Origin of the sequence: Photobacterium sp. CCB-ST2H9 (genome assembly GCF_023151555.2) — a bacterium.
Lineage (GTDB): Bacteria > Pseudomonadota > Gammaproteobacteria > Enterobacterales > Vibrionaceae > Photobacterium.
The window spans coordinates 36350-58090 of the sequence record NZ_CP100426.1; the positions used below are offsets into that span (position 1 = coordinate 36350).

The following is a 21741-nucleotide window of genomic DNA, read 5'->3' on the forward strand; positions in this document are numbered from 1 at the left end:
CCGCCGCGTGCACTACTGCGCCAGTGACCGGATATAAGCGATCAGGGCCTCAATTTCCTGATCATTGAAAGTGTAGACGGGCATTACCGCCGGGTAACCTTTGACCAGCTCAGCACTGGCCTCAAGAATGGCACGTCGCAGATATGTTTCATCCACCTGTTGACGGGTATCGTCTGACATGGTTTCGGTTTTTCCGTACAGTTTCAGCCAGGTTGGCCCGATACCGGGTTTGCCATCGTGACTGTGGCAGGCGATGCAGCCGTTCACTTCAGAAAGCTTTTTGCCCATTGCAATGAGGTCTTCTGCGGAAAGTGTGCCGGTTGCGGTTGCAGACTCAGCGGGCTGCTGTGTCTGGGCAAAGGTAGGCTGCGCTGCCAGCCAGCGGCCGAATTCTGCTTCATCTTCAACAATGACACGGCCACGCATATTGAAATGGCCGACACCGCAAAGCTCAGCGCAGAGAATATCGAACTGACCCCGCTCAGTCGGTCTGAGCCAGAAATGGGACACTGTCCCCGGAACCAGATCCATCTTTGCTCGGAACTGAGGCACATTGAAATCGTGCAGGACGTCTTTTGAACGCAGCAGCATCTTATGCGGCGCATAGAGTGGCAGATGCAGCTCGGGGGTCAGGATGATGCGATCGTCGGCACCCGCCGGATCATCCGGATCGAGGCCCAGCGGATTGGTCGCGGACACAAAACGCGCATCACTTTTTCCCAGCTGCTGGTCGTCGCCGGGAAAGCGAAACCGCCAGCGCCATTGCTCACCGACGACCTCAACAATGCGTGCATCATCCGGTACATTTACGAATTGCCCGTAGACCAGAAGCCCCGGTGCCAGCAAAGCTATGATCCCGACGGAAGTGATGCCGATCAGCCAGGCCTCCAGCTTTTTACTGTCCGGCTGAAAACGGGACGTTCTGCCCGGTTTATGGCGAAAACGGAAGATCAGCCAGGCAAGGATCAGATTCAGAATGACGAAAAAAGCCCCGGTGATGATGAGTGTTAAATTCAGGGCATTGTCGATTTCGCCCCAGTTTGACGCCGCCGGCGTCAGCCACCAGGGACTGAGAAAATGAAACAGAACGGAAGCAATAACAATAAAAATCAAGGTAATGGCGATAGCCATGCAACACCTTCAACCGAAACTGGTCGCATCCTTGAGAAGAACACAAATCGGTAAACCGAACCCTGGAAGTTATTTATTTCGCGCAGTTCAAGTGCTGTTCACGGTGTGACATTCATGAAGATTGCCGTGACAGATCATTATATTGATTAAAATCTTAGTGGACTTCATCTCGCTCTGCGAGTCATGGGTGGGGAATCTTTCATTTCAGTTCGGAAATGAGAACCCCGGGCTGAACCGAAAAATGTTTTATGATGAATGTGATGACTCAGGACGAATAACCTGTTTCTCAATCAGTTAATTTCCCAAAAATGAGGAGGGGATGTGGCAGGCGCAAGTTTACTAACGTTGTTGGATGATATTGCAACCGTACTGGATGATGTTGCGGTGATGAGTAAAGTTGCGGCAAGAAAAACCGCAGGTGTGCTGGGTGATGATTTGGCTTTAAATGCCCAGCAGGTTGCCGGTGTGCGTGCGGAGCGGGAGATCCCTGTGGTTTGGGGGGTCGCGAAAGGCTCGTTTAAAAATAAGTTGATTCTGGTGCCGGCGGCATTGCTGATTAGTGCGATCGCACCTTGGCTCATTATGCCATTACTCTTAATTGGCGGTTTGTATCTGTGTTTTGAAGGTGCAGAGAAAGTTGTTCATCAAATCATGCACGGCGGCGCTGAAGAAGAGCTGAGAGATCATGATGAATTACCTGAAGGTCTGAACCTGGAGGAATACGAGGCCAGCAAAATAAAGGGTGCGATCCGGACCGACTTTATTCTGTCTGCTGAAATCATCGTGATTGCATTGGGTACCGTTCAGGGCGCTTCTTTTCTGACGCAGCTGACTGTGGTCAGTTTTATTGCAGTACTGATGACCATTGGTGTTTACGGGCTGGTGGCCGGTATTGTGAAACTCGATGATGGCGGTTTTTATCTGGTGAAACGCTATAAAACGGGTCTGGTCAATGCGTTCGGAAAAATGCTCATCACAGCGGCCCCTAAACTGATGAAAGTTCTGGCCGTTGTCGGTACTGTGGCCATGTTCCTGGTCGGTGGCGGTATTGTGGTTCACAGCGCGCCTGATTCTCACCATTGGCTGGAAATGCTGATGGAACGCCTGCATAACTTTCCTGGCGTGAGCTGGCTGGTTCCGATGCTGACGAACTTGTTTGTGGGTGTCGTCGCGGGTTTGCTGGTTCTGGGCGCGGTTTCGCTTTGGCAACGGTTGAGCGGGAATCGAGCAGCATAAACCTCTGAGTTCAGGTATGCTGGAGACAAACTGAAAGCGAATAATTAAGAATTAGCATGACAATGAAATCTCGCAGCAGGCCTATTTCTGTTCTGAGCCACCTGCCTTTGCTGGTGGCTCTGGCGTTTCCATTCGGTGCCGCAGCTGAAAGTGAGACCGAAACACCGATCGTTGCTCAGTCCCAGACAGTTGGCCCGATTCTGGCAGATGCTTTCGAGCAGTCTGGCAGGGTGTGGAAGCGTAACGCGATGGCTTACGCCCGTTTGCCTGTCCGAAGTGAAATTGGCAAGGCAGTGACGACCTTCACATTAGATGGGGAAGGGAAACCTGCTGCCGCCTCTGAAGCTGAAATTCAGGAAAACAGTGTGATCGTTCGGGATATGAGGCCGATTGTTGGTGCCGTCTACCGTGAATATCTGATGTCCAGAGAGGCATGGTTCGAGGTATACGGCTTAATGGCGGATACCCTGACATTCCACAGTTATCAGTCAGTCCAAACACTTCGTGTCCTCACTGTTGATGAGGCCCTACTGGCTGCTCTCGGGAGCCAGAATGGTCAATCGGTACAACTCAATTCCAGTGTTTTTCCGGGAGCCGGGGCCGATTCGGGCAGTCACACTCAGGTGATAACATTATCATTAGGTGACAGGGTCACTGATTCAGGTGTCATCGTCTCACCAGAGGTTTTGGAGAAGGACTATTCCCCGCAAGACATTGCACCGGAAGCATAAATGATCACAACCAGCCCGAGCGGCTGGTTTTTTTTGCCGTTTTCATCCTTACGGTCGATCGGTTGGAGCTATCGCTGGCAGTCTCTTATTTCTGATGGGGGCTTGAGCTGTGATCACACCGAAAGGCTGACCATGAATTTAACTAAAATGATAATTTTTACTTGAATGATAATAGTTATTATTTATTCTAGTGTGATTCACACGAGATGAGTTTTGCCCGAAGCCGGGTGAAATGAGAATTCATGAGAGTTTGGTGGACATGTCGACAGCGTTGAAAATGGATCAGAGAACGGAACATCAGAGTTTTCCTGGCATCATTGCCCGGGCGGTTCAGCCGCAGCATCTGATCCGGTTGTTCCATGACGGGGAGCGTCTGATTCCTATCATGAAAGGCGTTGAGTCACCCGACACCCTGTTCTCTATCACCCGGGACGGGCAAAATGATCAGTTGTTAGCCAGCCTCTATCAGTACTGGCAGCAAAATTATCCGGAAGCCGGGCAACCTTACTGGACAACCCGAAGCTGGTCGATGCTGACCTGGCAGCCACTGTATCTGGCTTTTGTCTGTGTCTATAGTGTGCAGGCGGTGCCGCCGCTGAGCCAGATTGTGCAGCAGTATAACAATGAAGGCTGGGTGGCTGGTTACAGCTTCAGTCAGAACAGTAAGTGGTGTGAGGGAAACACGCAAAAGCTGATTCAGTGCGCCGGGCGGGAGCTGGTGGATCTTTATGAAGAACTGCGTGAGCAGATGGAACTGCATACGCGGATTCGTCCCGGTTTTACCCGTCAGTTACTGGCTGATACCGTGATTGCAGTCCTGCTGCGTTACCACAATACCTTGCCCGAACGCTTGTCTGCAGACGTTGTACTGCAACATGCGGCTTGGTGGCTGGAAAGTCTGGGTCTACCAGGGAAACATATCAATACTTTATATTGTTCAGAAGAAGGCCAGTGGCAGCAAATGAGAGTCAGCTGCTGTATGCATTACCGTCGGGATGATGGGAAGTACTGTGCCAATTGTCCGAAGAACAGAATCTAAGCGTTAAGACATTCAGAACAGCATTAATTTTGCTGGAAATGACATAGAAAAAAGCCGGGGTCGTTCAGCAACCCCGGCTTTTTTCAGGTCAACGCGACTGCATTAACCTTCAATTTCTGCGTTGTGATAAACGTTCTGGACGTCGTCACAGTCGTTCAGCATGTCGAGGAACTTATCGAATGCTGCGACATCGTCACCCGTAACCGGATGCATGGCTTGAGGTACGAAAGTGATTTCTTCAACTTCCATGGTCACGTCAGGCATTGCGTCAGACAGCGCGTTTTTCACTTTGAAGAACTCGGTGTGCGGTGCAAACACTGTGATCACGCCGTCTTCTGCTTCAATGTCTGAAACATCAACGTCGGCCATGATCAGCGCTTCCATGACGGCTTCTTCATCGTCACCCTGGAACTGGAAAACAGCCTGATGATCGAACATGTGTGCTACTGCACCCGGTGCACCGATTTTCGCGTTGTTTTTCACAAAGCACTGGCGAACGTCCATATAGGTGCGGTTGTTGTTGTCTGTCAGGCAGTCAACAATTACAGAGCAGCCACCCGGGCCGAAACCTTCGTAACGTGCGGTTGAGAAGTCTTCACCGCCGCCACCGCTTGCTTTATCAATAGCTTTTTCGATCACGTGACTCGGCACCTGATCTTTCTTTGCTTTTTCCATCAGACGGCGCAGAGACAGGTTGCTGTCCGGATCTGTACCGCCGTTTTTGGCGCTCATGTAGATCTCTTTACCGTATTTGGAGTAGACCTTAATTTTTGCGCCTTGAGTTTTAGCCATTGAGGCTTTACGAACTTCGAAACTGCGTCCCATGGGGAATCACTCTCTGTAATTGATACTTTCGATAGGTGGACTGATTTTATCAGCAGCCCCAGTCCTTAGGCTAGTACCAAGTTGCAACCTTGTTCCAGTAATGCTGGCTAAGGGGATATCAGTCTGGTACTGAGCTGTGAACGGAAGCTATGTTACCTTGTTTTTGCGGTGTTTTAGGAATGCTGACTACAAAAATCAGGCCGTTAGTGATTAAAAATAGCACAAAACCATAAAAAACATTCTTTTTGGTTCAAAAAATAGACATTTGAACATCTTGGTGCTTTACAGTAAAAAAAGAGCTGGTATTATTCACCGCACTTACGGAGAGATGGCTGAGTGGTTGAAAGCACCGGTCTTGAAAACCGGCATACGTTAATAGCGTATCTAGGGTTCAAATCCCTATCTCTCCGCCACTTTCATCAGGTTGGCATCGCCAGCATGGTAAAAAATTGGAGCGGTAGTTCAGTTGGTTAGAATACCGGCCTGTCACGCCGGGGGTCGCGGGTTCGAGTCCCGTCCGCTCCGCCAACACACGAAACCCGATGCGAAAGCGTCGGGTTTTTTGTATCTGGCGTTTGATGAAAAGTGCTGCGCATTTTGGTCGCGGGCCGGATTGCCGGACCATCGAGTCGCGTCCGCTCCGCCAACACACGAAACCCGATGCGAAAGCGTCGGGTTTTTTGTATCTGACGTTTGCTGAAAAGCGCTGCGCACTTTGGTCGCGGGCCGGATTGCCGGACTATCGAGTTTTGCCCGCTCGGCGAACATAGGATGCTTCAGCCGAATTTCTGGAGCTTTTTGCTGAGACAGAGAATGATATCTGCCCTCCGGCTGGAAAATTCGCGGCTGTGTTCTGTTGACAAATAAAAAAGCCCCGGCTTGCTGGCCGGGGCTTTTTTGTCAGAGAGCACGTGATCATCTGCTCACGTGCTGCAAGCTGTATCTAGAGGCATTAAAGTTTGAATCGTCTTACCAGCTTATCCATCTGATCAGAGAGTTCTTGTAACTGATCACTGGAAACATTGAGCTGGTTCGCGATATCAGCCGTTTCAGCAGTTAAATGGTTGATATCTTCAATATTGCGGTTGATTTCCTGCACGACAGATGACTGCTCTTCAGTCGCAGTAGCGACCTGAATGTTCTGAGAGCTGATCTGGTCAATATACGACACAATCTGAATCAGAGACTCGGTTGCAAGGTTGGCTTTGTCAGCGACGGTCGCACCCTGTTCTCGTCCCTGAGAGATAGCGTCAACCGCTTTGGTTGATTCGCTTTGCAGGCGGTTGATAACATCCTGAATTTCTTCTGTCGAGTTTGCTGAACGAGATGCCAGATTTCTGACCTCATCGGCAACAACAGCAAAACCACGACCCTGTTCACCGGCACGAGCCGCTTCAATGGCAGCATTCAGAGCCAGCAGGTTGGTCTGTTCTGAGATGCTGCGGATGGTATCCAGAATGACACTGATATCTGTCACCTGTCTCGCCAGCGCTTCAATTACACCGGTTGTGTCACCCAAATCATTGCTGAGCTCATGCATTTTTTCTCTGGCATGCTCGACAACATTGGTACCATCCTGAGCCTGTGTAGTGGCTTCTTTTGCAATATGTGCAGCTTGCGCAGCGTTATTCGCAATTTCATTCACAGTTGCGCCAAGTTCGTTGATGGCGGTTGCAACCTGAATGGTTCTGTCACGTTGTGTCACGCAGTTGTTCTGAGTGGTTTGTGCCGTGGTGGCAACGGACTGAGCTGTCAGTGCCAGGTTTCGGGAGCTCTGCGCGACTTCTTCAACAGAATGATGAATCTTGGCAAAGAAGTTATTCAGTGTATCGCTGATCGCCGTTAATTCATCTTTGCCGCCGAGATCAATACGAGTATTGAGCGACATATTCTTTTCTGCCGTTTGAATCGTCTTCTGCAAAGTCGATACTCGGGTTCTCAGATTCTGAATGATGACGAAAGAAATGAAAAATGAGATCGTGAGCGCAATAATAATTAATAAAACCAGATTGCGTTGTCCATCTTCAAAACTTTGCTGTGCTTCTTCATTTAAGTTTTGAGCCTGAACAAGCAGCGTATCCAGAATTTCATGTGCCTGTTTGCGCATCACGCCGTAAGAAACGGCATATTTACGGTAATAGCGATAAGCTTCTGATGTATTTCCAACTTCGAGCGCATTCAGCATCGGGTTTAATTCCGTCTGAATCATGGTTTCGAAGTTTCGTTGCAGCGATTCCGCAGCTTTTTTCAGTTCCGGTTTCACCTGTGCAGCAACGGACTGTTCCATCGCGGCACGCATCTCCGGGATATCTTCATCACGGGTTTCTTTAATGCGCTTGAGAACACCTTTCTGATCCTTTAAACCGTCAATTTCCTGGAACAGCATCATGTCGATGCCTACCCGCATGCGAGGGATTCGTGAGGCGGCTTCTGCCATGGCTCGCATAGGCGTGGCAGTGTTCAAATATAGGCGTTCTGAACGTTCACCAATCTGAGACATACTCAGGTGACTTAAAATACCTACAAGCAATAAAATGATGCAAGGGAGTAATACCGACAGAATTAATTTGGTTCTTAATGTTAATGTGTTGATAAACATAACTTTCTCTTTTTAATATTTATGGGGCCGCTGCAATCATCAGTATTGAATGTTCAATGAATAAGCATACCTTTTGAGCTGGTTGTTATACCCTCATCCTTCCCAGCCCGGCGAAGTAAAACATTTTCCTGTTTAGATGATGCGTCTGCTTTGTCCTGTATGAGTAAATCTGATGATAGTATTTATCATTCTTTATATTTTAATTATCTGGAATTGTTTTAAAAGATCAGTTGATTGTTACAAATAAGTAAAACATGCCGTGTTGCCAATGAATGATTTAATATTTTTATCATTTCTTCATTTCACTTGATATGCTCCAAATGTTTTATTACTCGGGGATAGATTATTTTTTATTTAAAAATAATGAAAAGTTGGCTGAAGATAACAAATTAAGATGTGTGCCGGTTTGGCTTGTCCCAGAGATGACTTGTACTCAGATTCGCGACTGCGTCTGTCAGGGATGAAAAAGTTGAGCCCGACAGGAATGTTTGTATCGACTGTTTACTTACCAATGAATGCCTGTTTTTCACTGGTGTATCCGAGACGCCAAACACGGTGTGTGCATACAACTTTCCCTTGTGGTTGCTTCCAACCTGAGAGACGCATTCGCGTTGAATGTCTTATAATTCAACAGACATTGGACGACAGGGCCCACCTTGCGGCAGCATTCAACATTCCGATACAAAAAAGCCGTCCTTCTCAGGACGGCAAAGAACGTGCTGACAACAATTGCGATGTCGGGGTCTCCAGCAGAGTGGACAGCTGGGGGCTAGGTTATCCCGGCAAAGCCCGGAATCGGACAACAGCCGCATCCTAATGCGATGACGACTCGGCAAAACCTCATCAACACTAAAGTTTAAATTCTGTTTGCGCTGCCGCAGACTCGAATTTTGTCTTCTACGATGGCCCGCATTGCATCCATACCCGGGACGAGATACTGTCGCGGATCGTTAGCATCCGGATGCTGGTTCAGGTATTGCTTCATCGCGTCAGAGAAGGCAATTTTCAGTTCTGTCGCCACATTAACTTTACAAACCCCTAATTCGATACATTTCCGGACATCGGAATCGGGGATGCCGGATGCGCCATGCAACACCAGCGGAATATCGACACATTCCCGGATGGCAGCCAGACGAGCAAAATCCAGTTTTGGCTCAGATTTGTATAAGCCGTGGGCCGTACCAATCGCGACGGCCAGAGAGTCGATCCCTGTGCGTATTGCAAATTCTCTTGCAGAGGTAGGATCGGTGAGTTGAGCGTCGGCTTCATCAATAATCAAGTCGTCTTCCTGGCCGCCCAAGAGTCCCAGTTCTGCTTCTACACTCACGCCAAGTTTGTGGCAGAAATCCACCACGGATTTCACTCGTGCAATATTTTCTTCGAACGGGTAGTGTGAGGCATCAATCATGGCAGAGCGGATTCCTGCCTCAACTTTGGTGCGGATATCTGCGTTATCTTCGTGATGATCCAGATGCATCACCAAGGGCAGCCGATGCTTTTTCGCAGCAGACTTGCAGATAGAGATCAGGTACTCCACTCCGGCATGTTTATATGTACCGGGGGTTCCTGCCAGAATGACAGGCGAGCGAAATTGGGCTGCGGTTTCGACGACCACCTGAACGGTTTCCAGGTTATGGATATTAAATGCGGGCACAGCGTAGCCATGGCGTTGGGCATCTTGCAGCATTTCATGAGAAGAAATCAGGTACATAAAGCAAGCTCCTTGCGGCAGGGCTGACTACCGCGTGATTTGAAAAAGAAAGACCAGTTGAAATTACATTTATTGAGTGCGCGTTGATTGCGGCGATGCCGTCCAGACCTGACGGCCATTGACCCAGGTTGACATCACCTGATAGTCACTGCTCAGGGCGACAAAACTGGCAGATTTGCCGGTTGCGATACTGCCGAGACGTTTGTCGATGCCCAGCAGACGGGCCGGAATCAGGGAAGCCATTTCGATGGCTTTTTCCAGAGGTTGCCCCACTTCATTCACCATGGTTTTGATGGCTCCGATAAGTGATAAGGTACTGCCGGCCAGACCACCAGCGGCAGTCCGGACCACCCCGTTCTCCATGGTGACTTGCATCTCGCCCAGTTGATATTTTCCGTCCGGCATACCTGCAGCGCGCATGGCGTCACTGATTAACACCAGGCGATCCGGGGCGCATCGGCAGCAAATGTTCATCACGGCCGGGTGTACATGGTGGCCGTCGGCGATCAGTTCGATGGCTGCTGTGTCATGGCTCAGCCCGGCTCCGGCAGTTCCGGGCTCGCGGTGATGCACTCCTTTCATACCGTTGAAGCAGTGCACCAGACCATCGGCACCGGCATCGAGTGCCGCGCGGGTGGTGTCGTAATCTGCATTTGTATGGCCAAGCATCACGTTGATACCTCTGGCTTTCAGGTAACGAATCGCTGACAGTGCACCAGGATTTTCCGGAGCCAGTGCAACCACTCTTAAACTGCCTTTGCTCAGGGTAATCAGGTGATTTAATTCATCCGGTGTTGGATCACGGAACAGTGATTCCGGATGTGCCCCTTTGTTTTCGGGGGTGAAATATGGCCCTTCCAGATAACTGCCCAGTAATTCGGCACCACCAACACCTTGTGCCTGAGACCGTACAACCTGACGAAGTGCTGCTTCAATGTCTGTCATGGGGGCTGTGATTGTCGTTGCCAGAAAAGCGCCGACCCCCTGACTGGCCAGATACTGTGAAAGCGTGTCCAGTGCTTCGTGGCTGGCATCCATCACATCCACGCCGGAACCGCCATGAACGTGAGTGTCGATCAGGGCGGGGATCAGGATTTCCGCATCCCATTCAATAGAATCTTCCGCTGAAGCGATTGGCTCGATCGCTGTAATTCGGCCTTGTGCAACATAAACCGCGGTATGTTCCAGCCAGCCTGACTCAGTCAGCAGGCGGCGTGCGCGGATTGGCTGTGCGGTTATCATCTTAAATGCCCTCATTGGGACATTCGGCGCGAGACCTGTTCGCCAGCTCATCTGCCAGACTGGTCATGCCGCGATGGCCGCATTCCAGTGCCTGAACTCTGAATTCTGCCGGAGTAAGTTCATCCCGTTCCAACATCATTTCGAGGATCATCTGTAGGTTCGCGCCTGTAACGACTTCAGCATCGTTTCGCGCCATGACTAGTGTGGATGCGACCCGAAAAGGACTGCCACCCAGCAGATCAGTGATAAACACAATGCCGTCACCGGTATCCACCTGCTCCAGTGCCGCTTTAAATTGTTGTTCCAGTAATTGGGTGGTGGACTCTGGCGGAAAATCGATAGCGATCACTTGCTCCTGTTCGCCTAAAACCTGCAGCATGGCGGCTTCCATACCGCTGGCAAATGCCCCGTGGCCACTCATAATCACACCTAACATAACGACTTCTCTCCGTTGCAAAGGGATGGGCCGCTCAGGCGGCCCTGTTTTTACTCGGGTTTACAGAAATCCGGCAAATTTTCCGGTAATACCCAGGACGACAGTGATGATGATCAGACGGATCGGACTCCAGCCGCGTTTCACCAGTGCGTACATTGCCAGGGTGTACATCAGTGGCAGGAATGCTGGCATCAGCTTGTCAATCACGCCTTCCTGAACCTTAACCACCGCATCACCGGCAGTAATTTCAAGCGTGGTGCCCAGACGGACATAAGTTGCGACCAGCGCACCAATTACGGTCATCCCCACGATGGATGCGGCGTGGCTGACTTTTTTGGTGTTGGCTTTAATCAGCGGAATTGCAGCAACCCCCATGCGATAGGCATAATGCGCCAAGCCGAATCTCAGGCCGAAGTGGACGATGTTAAACAGCAGGAAGAAGACCACTGCGCCCAATATTGATCCTTGCAGGGCGAGGTCGGCACCAATCCCACCGCAGATAGGCAGCAGAGTGAGCCAGAACATGGCATCTCCGATCCCGCCCAGCGGTGCACCAACGGCAATTTTGGTGTTCTGGATACTGCTGACGTTCTGCTTGGAACGCTCCATCGCCAGCACAATTCCCATGACAAAAGTCACCAGAAATGGGTGAGTATTGAAAAATCCCATGTGGCCTTTCATCGATTTGGCCAGATCGACTTTATTGGTGTGGATCTTTTTCAGTCCCGGAAGCAAACCGTAGAGCCAGCCGGAGGCTTGCATGCGTTCAAAGTTAAAAGATGCCTGCAAGAGCAGTGAACGCCATGCCATTTTGTTAATGTCAGATTTCGTCAGTTCAGCACCGATGGTTTTGTCCTGATATTCATCTGCCGCAGCTTCCTGTACTTGGTTCAGGTCAATATTCTTATTAGATCCCATCTTCCAGTTCCTCTTGTTGTCCCTGTGCAGGCTCGCTTTTACGCATAAAATCAATCAGTGCCATCGCCAGTGCCGCAGCGGCAATCGCCAGAACCGGCAGTTCAAGCCAGGCTGCGCCGACAAATCCAAGAATGAAGTAAGGAATGTAGGCATTTTTCATCATGATTTTCATCAGAACCGCAAAACCGATGGCTGGCATGATGCCCCCAGCAACCCCTAAGCCATCAATCAGAGTTTTCGGCAGGGCTTCAACAGCAACCTTGGCGTGTTCTGCGCCTAAATAGATAGGCAGAAATGCCCACAGGAAGTAAAAGGTTCCCAGCACGGCCAGTGCAAAGTAGTTCACCCTTTCGATGCCCTGCGTATCTGCGTTCTCGGCCATTTGGTCGCATTTGGACATCACTGGTGACATGGCTGAGAACAGGAAGGTGATTCCCATTTGCACCGCAACCGCAAATGGCACTGCGACTCCGACAGCCACTTCGGCTTCCACACCAGAGGAGATGGCAAATGCCGCACCAACAATGGTGCCGATGATGACGTTTGGTGGCTGAGCACCAGCCAGCGGAGCCAGTCCCATCCAGACCAGTTCAAGGGTACCGCCCACCAGAATACCGGTTTGCAGATCTCCGAGAATCAGGCCTACCAGCGGCCCCAGGACCACAGGCCGGTGAAAATGGGTTAACCCATTGAAGAGATCCAGTCCGGCGAAAAATGCCAGGATCCCCAGCATCAACGCTTGTATCAATCCTATTTCCATCTTTCAGTTCCTTTTTATTTCTGCAGGGTCTTGCTAAAGCAGGGTGAAAATGTCAGTGGCTGGCTCTGTCGGAACCCCCTGTACTGTGCAGGTCACCCCGAGGTTTTTCAGTGCGTAAAAGCTTTGAATGTCTTTGTCATCGACGGAGACCGTTTTGTGGATCTGATTCTTTCCCTCGATGAAGTGCATATTGCCAACATTCAATTGGCTGATAGGTACGCCGCCTTCGACCAATGTGAGAAAGTCGGTTGGATTTTTCGCCACAATCAGAATCTTTTGCCGGTCAGCTGCTTTGTGAATGGTGTCGATCACTTTTTGCAGCGTCCAAAAGCGGATGCCGATTCCGTCTGCAATGACCATCTCCATGAGACTTTGCTGGAGTTCATTCCCGGCAACATCATCATTCGCAACAATGATCAGGTTGGCGTCGGTAAATCCGGCCCATTGCACACCGACCTGACCGTGTACCAGGCGCTCATCAATTCGGCTCAACACAATATTTGGCATCTTTAGTTCCTTCTAAATGAGTTTTGATATGGATAGATAGTGACTCCCTGAACCACACGGTTCACTTCACCGCTCGGACACGGGTTGTCCGGGCTTATCGTCATGTTGACCGCGCGGCTGAATGCATAGATTTGAGCCACCAGCAGATAGGGAAAGCACAGGGCTGCATCATTCGCATGGAGTGTGGCGGGGAGAAACAGGTGTTCACCCTGGCTGATCACAGGGTCGGGCTGGTCGGCGATGGCGATGACCCGACGCGCCTGTCCGTCGTTACGCAATTCTGTGAGCAAATCTATATCGTAGCGGCGGGTGTACGGGTCATTGGAGATGAACACCATCACCAGACTGGAATCGTCGATGACCGATTTTGGCCCGTGGCGAAAACCGACGGGGGAATCGAAACTGACCAGAAGCTTTCCTGCCGTCAGTTCCAGCAATTTCAAAGCAGATTCCTGAGCGATACCCTGTAAACTCCCGCTGCCCAGATAAATCACACGCTGGCAAGGGTCATCGGCCAGCCCGCAGATAAAGTCCAATTGCTCCGTCAGCATGCGATCGCAAACATCAGCCACAGGCGCAAAGGATTCGGGAGTGAACTGATCCGGATGAAACACCGCCAGTGAAGCCAGCATCATGTTGGTCAGGCTGCTGGTCATCGCAAAACTGCGGTCATTGGTTTCCTCTGGCATCAGAAGCGCCAGCGTGTGGTCATCGGTCAGGCTGCGCTGATACAGAGCGCCTTCCTGATTACAGGTAATCACCAAGTGAAAGCAGTGGGGGAGTAACTGACTGGCCAGCTCGACTGCAGCCACGCTCTCCGGGCTGCAACCCGAGCGAGCAAAAGATACCAGCAGAGTCGGACAGGGTTCTGCAAAATACTCATTGGGATCCGTTACGATGTCGGTGGTTGCAATGGCTTCAAAACGGCGGCGGGTCTGACCTGACAGATAAGGGGCCAGAGCGCGACCGGCAAAAGCTGAGGTACCGGCCCCTGTCATGATGATACGCAGATCGGGCTGACTCAGCAAAGGGGTCAGAAACACATTGATCTGCTCCCGCTGCTCGCTGACGCTGGCCAGCGTTTTTTGCCAGCTTTGAGGCTGTTGGCTGATTTCGCGCGCGGTTGCTTCACCACCAGCGGCTTGTAGTGCTTGTATTGAATGACCTAGATACATCGTTCTCTTCTCTTTAAGCAGCATACTGTTGGGGAGAACAGGCTGCGGCGTAGACCTCAGTGACCTGCATAATTTTGTCGAGGATCAGCTCGCGCGCCTGATTTGTCAGATGTCCTTCACGAATGCGTTGATACTGGACCGGGAAATACTGACTCAGCAGGGGCAGCGGTATCGGCATTTCGTTGAGATTGCTGAGTAATTTGTCCAAACCTTCGCCGACTTTTTCATCCGGCCAGTAATAACGGATCCGATCGGAATAGCTGTAGCTGCGCGCCAGGCGCTGAATGGCGGCATCACCCTGGTAGTAACCCTGCCAGTATTCCGGTTGAGCATGCATTGCCTGTTCCAGAACCTGACGCAAGCCAGAGCAATGGCGTGCCGCAACCAGCTCTTCTTCAACACAGGCCAGAGCAAACAAGGCTTCACGCAGAGCGAAGGTCAGTGCCGGACCGACTTTGAGAATGGCGAAGTGATCACGCACTAACTGGCGGTAAGCGTGTTCAGTCTGGTAATCCGTTGAATGTGCTTCAAAAATTAAATGGTCGTATTGTTCAACCATGTGACTGAGGGGCGCTGCTTTCTCTGGCTGATAGTCGATCACGCCTACGTGGTCGAATTCGACGCCGGGCTGTACGACCAGACCAATCACCCTGGACTGAACATGAGATAATCCGACGTTGGCAAAAGCTTCCCAATGTGCCTGAATGGTCCGCCGGGCAGCTTCGGGGGTTGTGACTGCCAGCTCATCCAGTGTTTCATGAGCTCCGCCGGGCACAGGAACTTCGGTGCCAATGACGTAAACGAGGTCGCTGTGGCCGAAGGTAGCGATACAGGTTTGTTCTGCGATGACTGCCAGCCGGGCGGCTCTGGCAGCAACCGTCTCATCAGTGAGTGGCACCGGATCATCTGCGCAGGACATACTGCAATCAAGGTGGATTTTTTTAAATCCTGCTGCGACGTATGCTGCTATCTGCGCTTCTGCTTTGATCATGGCGCTGCTGCTATCTTCTTTCTGCCAGCGGTTTGGTCCGAGATGATCCCCCCCTAAGATCAGTTGGTGCCTGGGGAAATTGAGCCTTTGGGCGATCGAAAAAACAAACTCTTGAAAGTCTTCAGGTGTCATGCCGGTATAGCCGCCCGTTTGATCGACCTGGTTGGACGTTGCTTCAATCAGCAATACGGAGTTGTCTTTCAGGGCCTGACGAATAGCCGCTTCGATGACAAACGGGTGCGCCGAACAAACGGAATAGATACCGACGGCTTCACCACGCTTATGCTTTTTAATCAGATCCAGCAAAATATCCATGAGCCCGCTCCATCACGAGATTGATTGAAATTGATGTATCAATGAATCTTTCGATTCGTTTCGTAATAACCTACCCCCAAACAAAACGAAAGAAAATAAAAAGAAAATGAAATTATGATCTCACGCAAATTCAACATGAAACAGAATGAGAAAGGAATGGAAATAGCTTTTCTTTACTTTTGTTTCGATTGTTCGTGCGTTTTAACTTTGCATGCTGCATACCTGATAGACTTAATGAAAAGGAAACGAAAGAAAACAAAAGGTGCAATGCTTTCTTTTTAACCACTGAAGCCGTATACTCAAGCGCAATACTTGAACTAGTCGAGAAGACCATCACCATGAAAAGCACGAGCGAAAGGCGTGAACAGACTTTGGGTATGCTCAGGAAGCAAGGAAGTGTCCAGGTTGCTGAGCTTGCTGAACAGTTCAATGTGTCAACCGTTACGATTCGCAATGATCTTGCCTTTCTGGAAAAACAGGGAATGGCAACCCGCTCTTACGGCGGCGCTTTCCTGAATGAAAGTGAAGCTCCGTTACCAGAACATTCAATTGAAGACAAAAGGCAGCTCTATCGCAGTGTCAAAGATCTGATTGGTCAGGCAGCCGCTGCGATGGTGAATGATGGGGATACGATTATTCTCGATTCCGGAACTACAACGAACTGTATCGCTGCCCATCTGATACATCATGACAAAGTTATCGCCCTGACTAATGGCCTGAATGTTGCGAATACGCTGGTGGATGCAGAGGGCGTGGAAGTGATTGTGCTGGGCGGGCATTTACGCCGTAAATCTATGTCTTTTTATGGCAGCCAGGCTGAGCATGCGCTGGATAACTACCATTTCAACAAGTTGTTTCTCGCGGTGGATGGGTTTGACCTGAATAAAGGCATTACAACTCACAATGAAAACGAAGCCCGGCTGAATCGCCGGATGTGCGAAGTTGCCGATGAAATTATTGTTGTGACGGATGCCAGTAAATTTGGTTGTATCAGCCTGCACAAAATTCTTGAACCCGGAAAAGTACACAAAGTCATCACCGATAAAGCGATTCCAGAGCGTTACCTCGACGGGTTGCGTAAAGCCGGAATCGAGGTGGTTCTGGTGGATGCCTGAAAACTGCTGACTGCAAGTCATTGAAATTGGTTTTCAATGCTGAATAACCCGGTGAAATGCAGAGCCGGAGACACTGCATTCAGAACGATGATATATATTTATCCTGTCCCCCTGAGCTACGGAAGTTACGGGGGATTGTTTTGATTGTCTCATTCGCGGTAACAATCCTTTTGATTTTTCAGGACTAATCATGCGGTTTGTTCTGTCATACCTTATTTCTCACAGGTTTTGATTGATAAACACGGAGAAGCAAATGAAAAACATCAAGGGTCTTACATTATTCACCACACTGGCTCTTTTCGGTGGCGGAGCCGTAATTGCACCCCAAGCGGTCGCTGCTGAAACTTCAGTACGGATTCAGGCAACCAAAGGCAGCATTGCCCGTTATCAGGTTGGTGACGCACAAGTGATTGCGCTCAGCGATGGCAGTTTGCCATTGGATGTGCACCAATTGCTGAATGGTGCTTCTGAAGCGGAAATCAACTCCCGGCTGGCATATGCATTTCGCACAAACCCGCATGAAACTTCAATCAATGCCTATTTGGTCCTGACAGATGACCGGGTTGTGCTGATTGACACCGGTGCCGGTGAGCTGATGGGTGAATTTGGCGGCCGGTTGACCGACAGCCTTGCCCTTGCCGGATATACCCCGGATCAGGTGACGGATATTTTGATTACGCATCTTCATCTTGATCATGCGGGCGGCTTATCTGCCAAGGGGCACAGAGTATTTCAGAATGCTACAGTGCATGTCAGTCAGTCGGATATGGATCGGTTTCTGAACCCGGCCAATCTCAGCAAAGGTCTGGAAAAAATTGATCTTGAGCGAAGCCAGAAGACTGTCGGGCTGTATGATTCGCAGGGCAAAGTCCGGCCTTTCTTGGGAGATTCCGTATTGTTTAACGGTATGGAAGCGGTGTCGACGGCCGGTCATACACCTGGTCACAGCTTGTATCGATTTACCAGCGGTGGTGAAAGCATCGTGTTTATTGGCGATATGATTCACGTCGGGGCTGTACAGCTTCCCAAACCGGCAGTCACGATTCATTTCGATGTTGATCAGAATCAGGCCAGAGCACAACGACAAAAGCACTTTGCGCAACTGGCGAAAACACGTCAGCTGATTGCTGCCTCGCACTTAAATTTCCCGGGGGTAGGCTACTTAAGAACTGCATCTGAAGGGTATGAGTGGGTACCAGCCGCTTATAAAAACCGGGACTAAACCGATCAACTGTGAGCAAGTGATACTTGGGTATCCTTGCTCATCGCATCCGGAAGTCGTGCGATCAGGAAATCCAAAAATAGTCTGACTTTGGGCGGCAGCATGCGGGTATGGGGCAGCAAAGCATACAGAGAAAAGTCCGGGCCGGTCCAGTCGGGCAATACACGCTGAATCTGCCCGCTTTGGATGAATGGTTGCATGCGCATCGCAGAAAACAGACCGATTCCCTGACCGGACGTCAAATGATGGACGAGTAATTCTGGGTCAGACGCAACCAGGTGCGGCTGAATTGGCGCCGCATACGTTGTGTCACCATTGGTCAGTGGCCATGCAAAGCCATCAGCGGATTTCATCAGGCTGGTTGCCAGCGCGCGATGCCGTATCAGATCTTCCGGATGTGCAGGTTCACCAGCCTGTTCGAGATAACCGGGACTCGCATAAAGATGCATGGGTAAAGGGCAGCATTTCCGGGCAATGAGTTGAGAATCCGGAAGTGCACCGCGCCAGATGCGAAAGGCGATATCCAGATCATCGGCCACCAGATCTTTGATGTCGTGGCTCATCACCACTTCCACCTGAATGTCCGGGTAGTGCTGCTGAAATTCACTGATAATCGGCGATAGCACATGATGGCTGAGCCAGTAAGTTGCTGTCACCCGAAGCCACCCTTTGGGGGCCGATTGCATCAGCGCCACGGCCTCTTCAGCAGCCACCAGCCCTTTGGCGAGGTGTGCGCAGTGTTCAAAGTATAGCTTTCCGGCTTCTGTTAAGCCGAGCTTGCGCGTTGTGCGTTTCAGCAGTTGTGTACCGAGACGTTCTTCTAATTCTTTCACCTTCCGGCTGACCCGGGCTTTAGGGACATTCAGCGCCTTTGCCGCCGCAGTAAAACTGCCTTGTTGTACCACTTTGACAAATGCAAATGTATCGCTGAAATCCGGCAGCATCTTCTTTCCTTGTATAACGTCATGATTGGATTGAATCTATTGAATGTACTGATTATGAAGGAAAAACGATAGCTTTTACCTGCGATTGAACCGCAAAAGATGGATGTGAATACAGCTCTGGGGAAGAGGTGAAATGCGGTGGTTGTTCAATGCCTCAGAAACAAACCATGAAGGGTTTTAGAACCCGAAAAATCTGGTAGAATTTTGGGCGCTGAAAAAATCCTTTCAGAACAGTGAGATAAATTTAGAGTGTTCCCCGTGAATCGGGCATGAACTGTGGTTGCTTTTGTCATTGGCAAAGTAATTGGGGCAGCGAGTTACTGGGGTTCAGTTGTTGTTGTGAGCAGGAGCTTTCAGGGATACAGCAAATATGTCGCGCATGAGTCCGGAGTTTCCTTTCTCATGGTTTGATGCGATGAAGCGCGAAGTTACTGGGATATGCATATTCCCCTGTGCTATCAGTTGAGAGCACAGGGGGAACGAGAATAGTTCAGCTTGTAAATTCTTTCTAGCGCTTTGGATAAAGGTCTAGCTGAGTAAGTACATGTCTAATACTAAATGGTTCCGAATACTGGGCCTGAATTTTTAAGATTTCAGACTTTTCTATTCCCTCTAGCCGCTCGGCAAATGTCACATCCAGCGGGGTTAAAATCTCTTCGTAGTCACTTTTCAACTCAGTATTTTTATCGTGTGCAATAGCAGAGCGAAGGAGTTCGGTTTCTTCAGCTGTGCAAATTCTTTGGTTATAATTGTACAAATAACCAATGACCGATTTCTTGTCTTCCAGGGTTAGTGAATCAAACCATGCATTTTCAGGAAAATCGGCAGTATTGGCGCGTGCGATATCAGTGCAATGCTCATATTGAGCATCCCATCTTTTAGCTGCCTCTGTACTCTTGATAGAAGACTGTGCACAGCCAGTAAAACTGGTAAGCACAATAATAATGGTAAATAAGTTACTTAGCTGCTTCTGAAACACAATTCCAAAACCTCTGTTCATCACCTGTGGTAAAGATTTCCTGTTCATAAGCAATCATAAAAACTCGGTTTCGAGTTGTTTTTCCTGCTCCTGACATAGCCTTAGCTAATGTATGCCAATCATGCTCTCTTACAGTAACTAGCTTTTCAAATGGGTTGGTTGTAACGCTTGGTGTACCAAAAATATAATAAAACGGCGTTGCAGCAAGAACTCCTGCTAATAGATTTCCTTGATCAATAACTTCACGAATGTCAGAAATAGCCCGCTTACTTTTCGGGCCAATTTTGAAGTTATTGATATCACACATACCTAATCTAGCCATATAATACCCCTGATAAAGCGGGAAGTTTAACATACTATTTTATTGCATTTTCACTAAAAAATAGTCAAATCAACTGATTTAATAGTTAATTTTCAATGATTAAAACTACTTGGTTCTTCAGCGAACATACATGCGGGCTGATCACTTTACAGTTTTTCAGCTATTGTCAGGTAATGTCCGCATCAATTGAACAACTGCTCATCTGTGTGATTTGGAGTAAGGTAAATCTGCAGAAGTAGAATGTGGTAACCAGAATACCGTTCTTTCATCTGGGCTAGATCTTCTTGACCTTATCACCACTCACCTAGATATCGCCCACTTCAACCTGATGCAATTTCCACTAAAACAATTCACCACAATGAAATGCTATCGCCACCACAAAAATTAATTGTGTTGTGTGCTCAAATTTTTTATGCGCTGAACAAAGATGATTTTACTTGCGCGCCGCTATCATGAAGATAGCCAATCCCGGTACATCACAGCTGATATTGCCACAAGGCAATAATGAAACCATCCAAGCGTATCTTTGGCTGTGCTGCTCAATGAGCAAAAGCGGCGGGCGCATCTGCGCTGATGGCTTCAGTAAGCCCTCACTGGATGAGGGCTTTTTCTTTACGGCATGATTCAGAGAACGGCGATGCACTGGTTCACGTTAGGCTAAGCCTTGCCTTTCTGATTGTTTTCATTTTCAAGCGCTTTCCTGGTGATCTCCTGGTACAGGTGGATCATGCCCGCGGCCAGGGTTTGCCATTCGGGGTGGCGTTCCACAAGAGGCCTGATGCGCTGAGCATCATCCAGGACTTCTTTGAGAAACTGAATATCAAGCTCATTGAGGGTTTCGCCATCATCGACCCGCTTTTTCATGGCTAATGCTCTGGGTAAACGCTGGGATTCCATACGTTCAGCCAGTGCCTGTATAATCCCGGCCTCTTTCTCATTGTTATCCATAGAAGTACCTGTAAATCGACAGAACAGATGAGATGAGTGTAGTCACTGTTTTTGAGAAAGTGCATGCCGGACGAAGAAATGGCCGGTGGCAGATGGACGTTGAGATAATGACAGACGCTGAGTCGCTTTTATTTGGTAAGCTCTCTGTCAGTAAAGAAACGGGGATATATCATGAGTGAGCACGCTTTATCGCTGGTACTGGCATTGAATATTGAGTTGCCGGATCGTGATGTGCAGATTAACGCGGCGGTGAAGGCGGCAGAGAAGCAGTTCCAGCCGTTGTTTTATGAACTGGCCTGGACAGATGGTCCCCACATGACGATAGTGCCTGACTCGATGATGATCAAAGGCATTGCGATCGAGGGTGTAAAGGTCACTGTGACCGTGGACTTTCGCTGGTCTGTTTTTCAGGCTTGTTTGCTCACCGAGCATCTGACTGAAAACGAAGCGAAACTTCAGTTTGAACTGGTGGGGGATTCACTTGTGATGAATCAGGCTTTTCCGCCGCGCTGGTGTTACGATAACTGATCGCAGACCTATTCGCTCAGAACAGGCATCTTAAAAACAGACATCTTAAAAAACACGCCTCACAAGA

General features: G+C 49.5%; 21 protein-coding genes and 2 tRNA genes. 8 read left to right on the top strand and 15 right to left on the bottom strand.

Annotated features, from left to right (window positions below):
* Positions 1–12 precede the first annotated feature (12 nt).
* Positions 13–1131 (bottom strand): cytochrome c oxidase subunit II, encoded by a 1119-nt coding sequence (locus L4174_RS16705; RefSeq protein WP_248142778.1) that lies wholly within the window; start codon positions 1129–1131, stop codon positions 13–15.
* 321 nt (positions 1132–1452) lie between these two features.
* Between L4174_RS16705 and L4174_RS16710 the strand changes: the two genes are divergently transcribed.
* The 3 genes from L4174_RS16710 to L4174_RS16720 all read left to right on the top strand — a co-directional run bounded on the left by L4174_RS16710 (position 1453) and on the right by L4174_RS16720 (position 4137).
* Positions 1453–2367, top strand: coding sequence for a DUF808 domain-containing protein (locus L4174_RS16710; protein WP_248142777.1), 915 nt, complete (start codon positions 1453–1455; stop codon positions 2365–2367).
* 56 nt (positions 2368–2423) lie between these two features.
* Positions 2424–3098, top strand: a complete 675-nt coding sequence (locus L4174_RS16715; RefSeq protein WP_248142776.1) for a hypothetical protein — start codon at positions 2424–2426, stop codon at positions 3096–3098.
* A gap of 277 nt (positions 3099–3375) precedes the next feature.
* Entirely contained in the window at positions 3376–4137 is a 762-nt protein-coding gene (locus L4174_RS16720) for a siderophore ferric iron reductase (RefSeq protein WP_248142775.1), read from the top strand.
* Positions 4138–4239: 102 nt separating this feature from the next.
* On the opposite strand, the gene L4174_RS16725 is transcribed toward L4174_RS16720, so the two are convergent.
* Complete coding sequence (locus tag L4174_RS16725) at positions 4240–4962, bottom strand: YebC/PmpR family DNA-binding transcriptional regulator (RefSeq protein ID WP_248142774.1); 723 nt, start codon at positions 4960–4962, stop codon at positions 4240–4242.
* Between the two features lie 322 nt (positions 4963–5284).
* Between L4174_RS16725 and L4174_RS16730 the strand changes: the two genes are divergently transcribed.
* Positions 5285–5375: transfer RNA gene (locus tag L4174_RS16730), tRNA-Ser, on the top strand.
* A 38-nt stretch (positions 5376–5413) separates the two neighbouring features.
* A tRNA-Asp gene (locus L4174_RS16735) sits at positions 5414–5490 on the top strand.
* A gap of 424 nt (positions 5491–5914) precedes the next feature.
* Here the strand turns inward: L4174_RS16735 and L4174_RS16740 are convergent.
* The 9 genes from L4174_RS16740 to kbaZ form a co-directional block, all read right to left on the bottom strand.
* A complete protein-coding gene (locus L4174_RS16740) occupies positions 5915–7561 on the bottom strand; it encodes a methyl-accepting chemotaxis protein (protein WP_248142773.1) in 1647 nt (548 codons plus the stop codon).
* An 856-nt stretch (positions 7562–8417) separates the two neighbouring features.
* Positions 8418–9272: a tagatose bisphosphate family class II aldolase gene (locus L4174_RS16745; RefSeq protein WP_248142772.1), complete on the bottom strand. Its 855-nt coding sequence runs from the start codon at positions 9270–9272 to the stop codon at positions 8418–8420.
* 69 nt (positions 9273–9341) lie between these two features.
* Positions 9342–10514 carry an N-acetylglucosamine-6-phosphate deacetylase gene (nagA, locus tag L4174_RS16750; protein ID WP_248142771.1) on the bottom strand — a complete coding sequence of 391 codons (1173 nt, stop codon included), beginning with the start codon at positions 10512–10514 and terminating at the stop codon, positions 9342–9344.
* A gap of 1 nt (position 10515) precedes the next feature.
* Positions 10516–10950, bottom strand: a complete 435-nt coding sequence (gene agaF, locus L4174_RS16755) for a PTS galactosamine/N-acetylgalactosamine transporter subunit IIA (RefSeq protein ID WP_248142770.1) — start codon at positions 10948–10950, stop codon at positions 10516–10518.
* 60 nt (positions 10951–11010) lie between these two features.
* Complete coding sequence (gene agaE / locus L4174_RS16760; protein ID WP_248142769.1) at positions 11011–11868, bottom strand: PTS N-acetylgalactosamine transporter subunit IID; 858 nt, start codon at positions 11866–11868, stop codon at positions 11011–11013.
* Positions 11858–12628 carry a PTS N-acetylgalactosamine transporter subunit IIC gene (agaW, locus tag L4174_RS16765; RefSeq protein WP_248142768.1) on the bottom strand — a complete coding sequence of 257 codons (771 nt, stop codon included), beginning with the start codon at positions 12626–12628 and terminating at the stop codon, positions 11858–11860. Before agaW ends, agaE begins: the two co-directional genes overlap by 11 nt.
* A gap of 33 nt (positions 12629–12661) precedes the next feature.
* Positions 12662–13135: a PTS N-acetylgalactosamine transporter subunit IIB gene (agaV, locus tag L4174_RS16770; protein WP_248142767.1), complete on the bottom strand. Its 474-nt coding sequence runs from the start codon at positions 13133–13135 to the stop codon at positions 12662–12664.
* Between the two features lie 2 nt (positions 13136–13137).
* Positions 13138–14310 carry an SIS domain-containing protein gene (locus L4174_RS16775; RefSeq protein ID WP_248142766.1) on the bottom strand — a complete coding sequence of 391 codons (1173 nt, stop codon included), beginning with the start codon at positions 14308–14310 and terminating at the stop codon, positions 13138–13140.
* 13 nt (positions 14311–14323) lie between these two features.
* Positions 14324–15616: a tagatose-bisphosphate aldolase subunit KbaZ gene (gene kbaZ / locus L4174_RS16780; protein ID WP_248142765.1), complete on the bottom strand. Its 1293-nt coding sequence runs from the start codon at positions 15614–15616 to the stop codon at positions 14324–14326.
* Positions 15617–15954: 338 nt separating this feature from the next.
* Here kbaZ and agaR point away from each other — a divergent pair, with 338 nt between their 5' ends.
* Both agaR and L4174_RS16790 read left to right on the top strand, forming a co-directional pair.
* Positions 15955–16731 (top strand): transcriptional repressor AgaR, encoded by a 777-nt coding sequence (agaR, locus tag L4174_RS16785; protein WP_248142764.1) that lies wholly within the window; start codon positions 15955–15957, stop codon positions 16729–16731.
* Positions 16732–16984: 253 nt separating this feature from the next.
* Positions 16985–17953, top strand: a complete 969-nt coding sequence (locus tag L4174_RS16790; protein WP_248142763.1) for an MBL fold metallo-hydrolase — start codon at positions 16985–16987, stop codon at positions 17951–17953.
* A 5-nt stretch (positions 17954–17958) separates the two neighbouring features.
* On the opposite strand, the gene L4174_RS16795 is transcribed toward L4174_RS16790, so the two are convergent.
* The 4 genes from L4174_RS16795 to L4174_RS16810 form a co-directional block, all read right to left on the bottom strand.
* Positions 17959–18897: a LysR family transcriptional regulator gene (locus tag L4174_RS16795; protein WP_248142762.1), complete on the bottom strand. Its 939-nt coding sequence runs from the start codon at positions 18895–18897 to the stop codon at positions 17959–17961.
* Between the two features lie 508 nt (positions 18898–19405).
* On the bottom strand, positions 19406–19876 hold the full coding sequence (locus L4174_RS16800; protein WP_248142761.1) for a hypothetical protein: 471 nt from the start codon (positions 19874–19876) through the stop codon (positions 19406–19408).
* Positions 19854–20198, bottom strand: a complete 345-nt coding sequence (locus tag L4174_RS16805; RefSeq protein WP_248142760.1) for a hypothetical protein — start codon at positions 20196–20198, stop codon at positions 19854–19856. Before L4174_RS16805 ends, L4174_RS16800 begins: the two co-directional genes overlap by 23 nt.
* Before the next feature lie 657 nt (positions 20199–20855).
* The gene (locus L4174_RS16810; RefSeq protein WP_248142759.1) at positions 20856–21146 is read right to left on the bottom strand and encodes a hypothetical protein; all 291 of its coding nucleotides are present in this window, start codon (positions 21144–21146) and stop codon (positions 20856–20858) included.
* A gap of 171 nt (positions 21147–21317) precedes the next feature.
* Between L4174_RS16810 and L4174_RS16815 the strand changes: the two genes are divergently transcribed.
* The gene (locus L4174_RS16815) at positions 21318–21674 is read left to right on the top strand and encodes a hypothetical protein (protein ID WP_248142758.1); all 357 of its coding nucleotides are present in this window, start codon (positions 21318–21320) and stop codon (positions 21672–21674) included.
* Positions 21675–21741 lie beyond the last annotated feature (67 nt).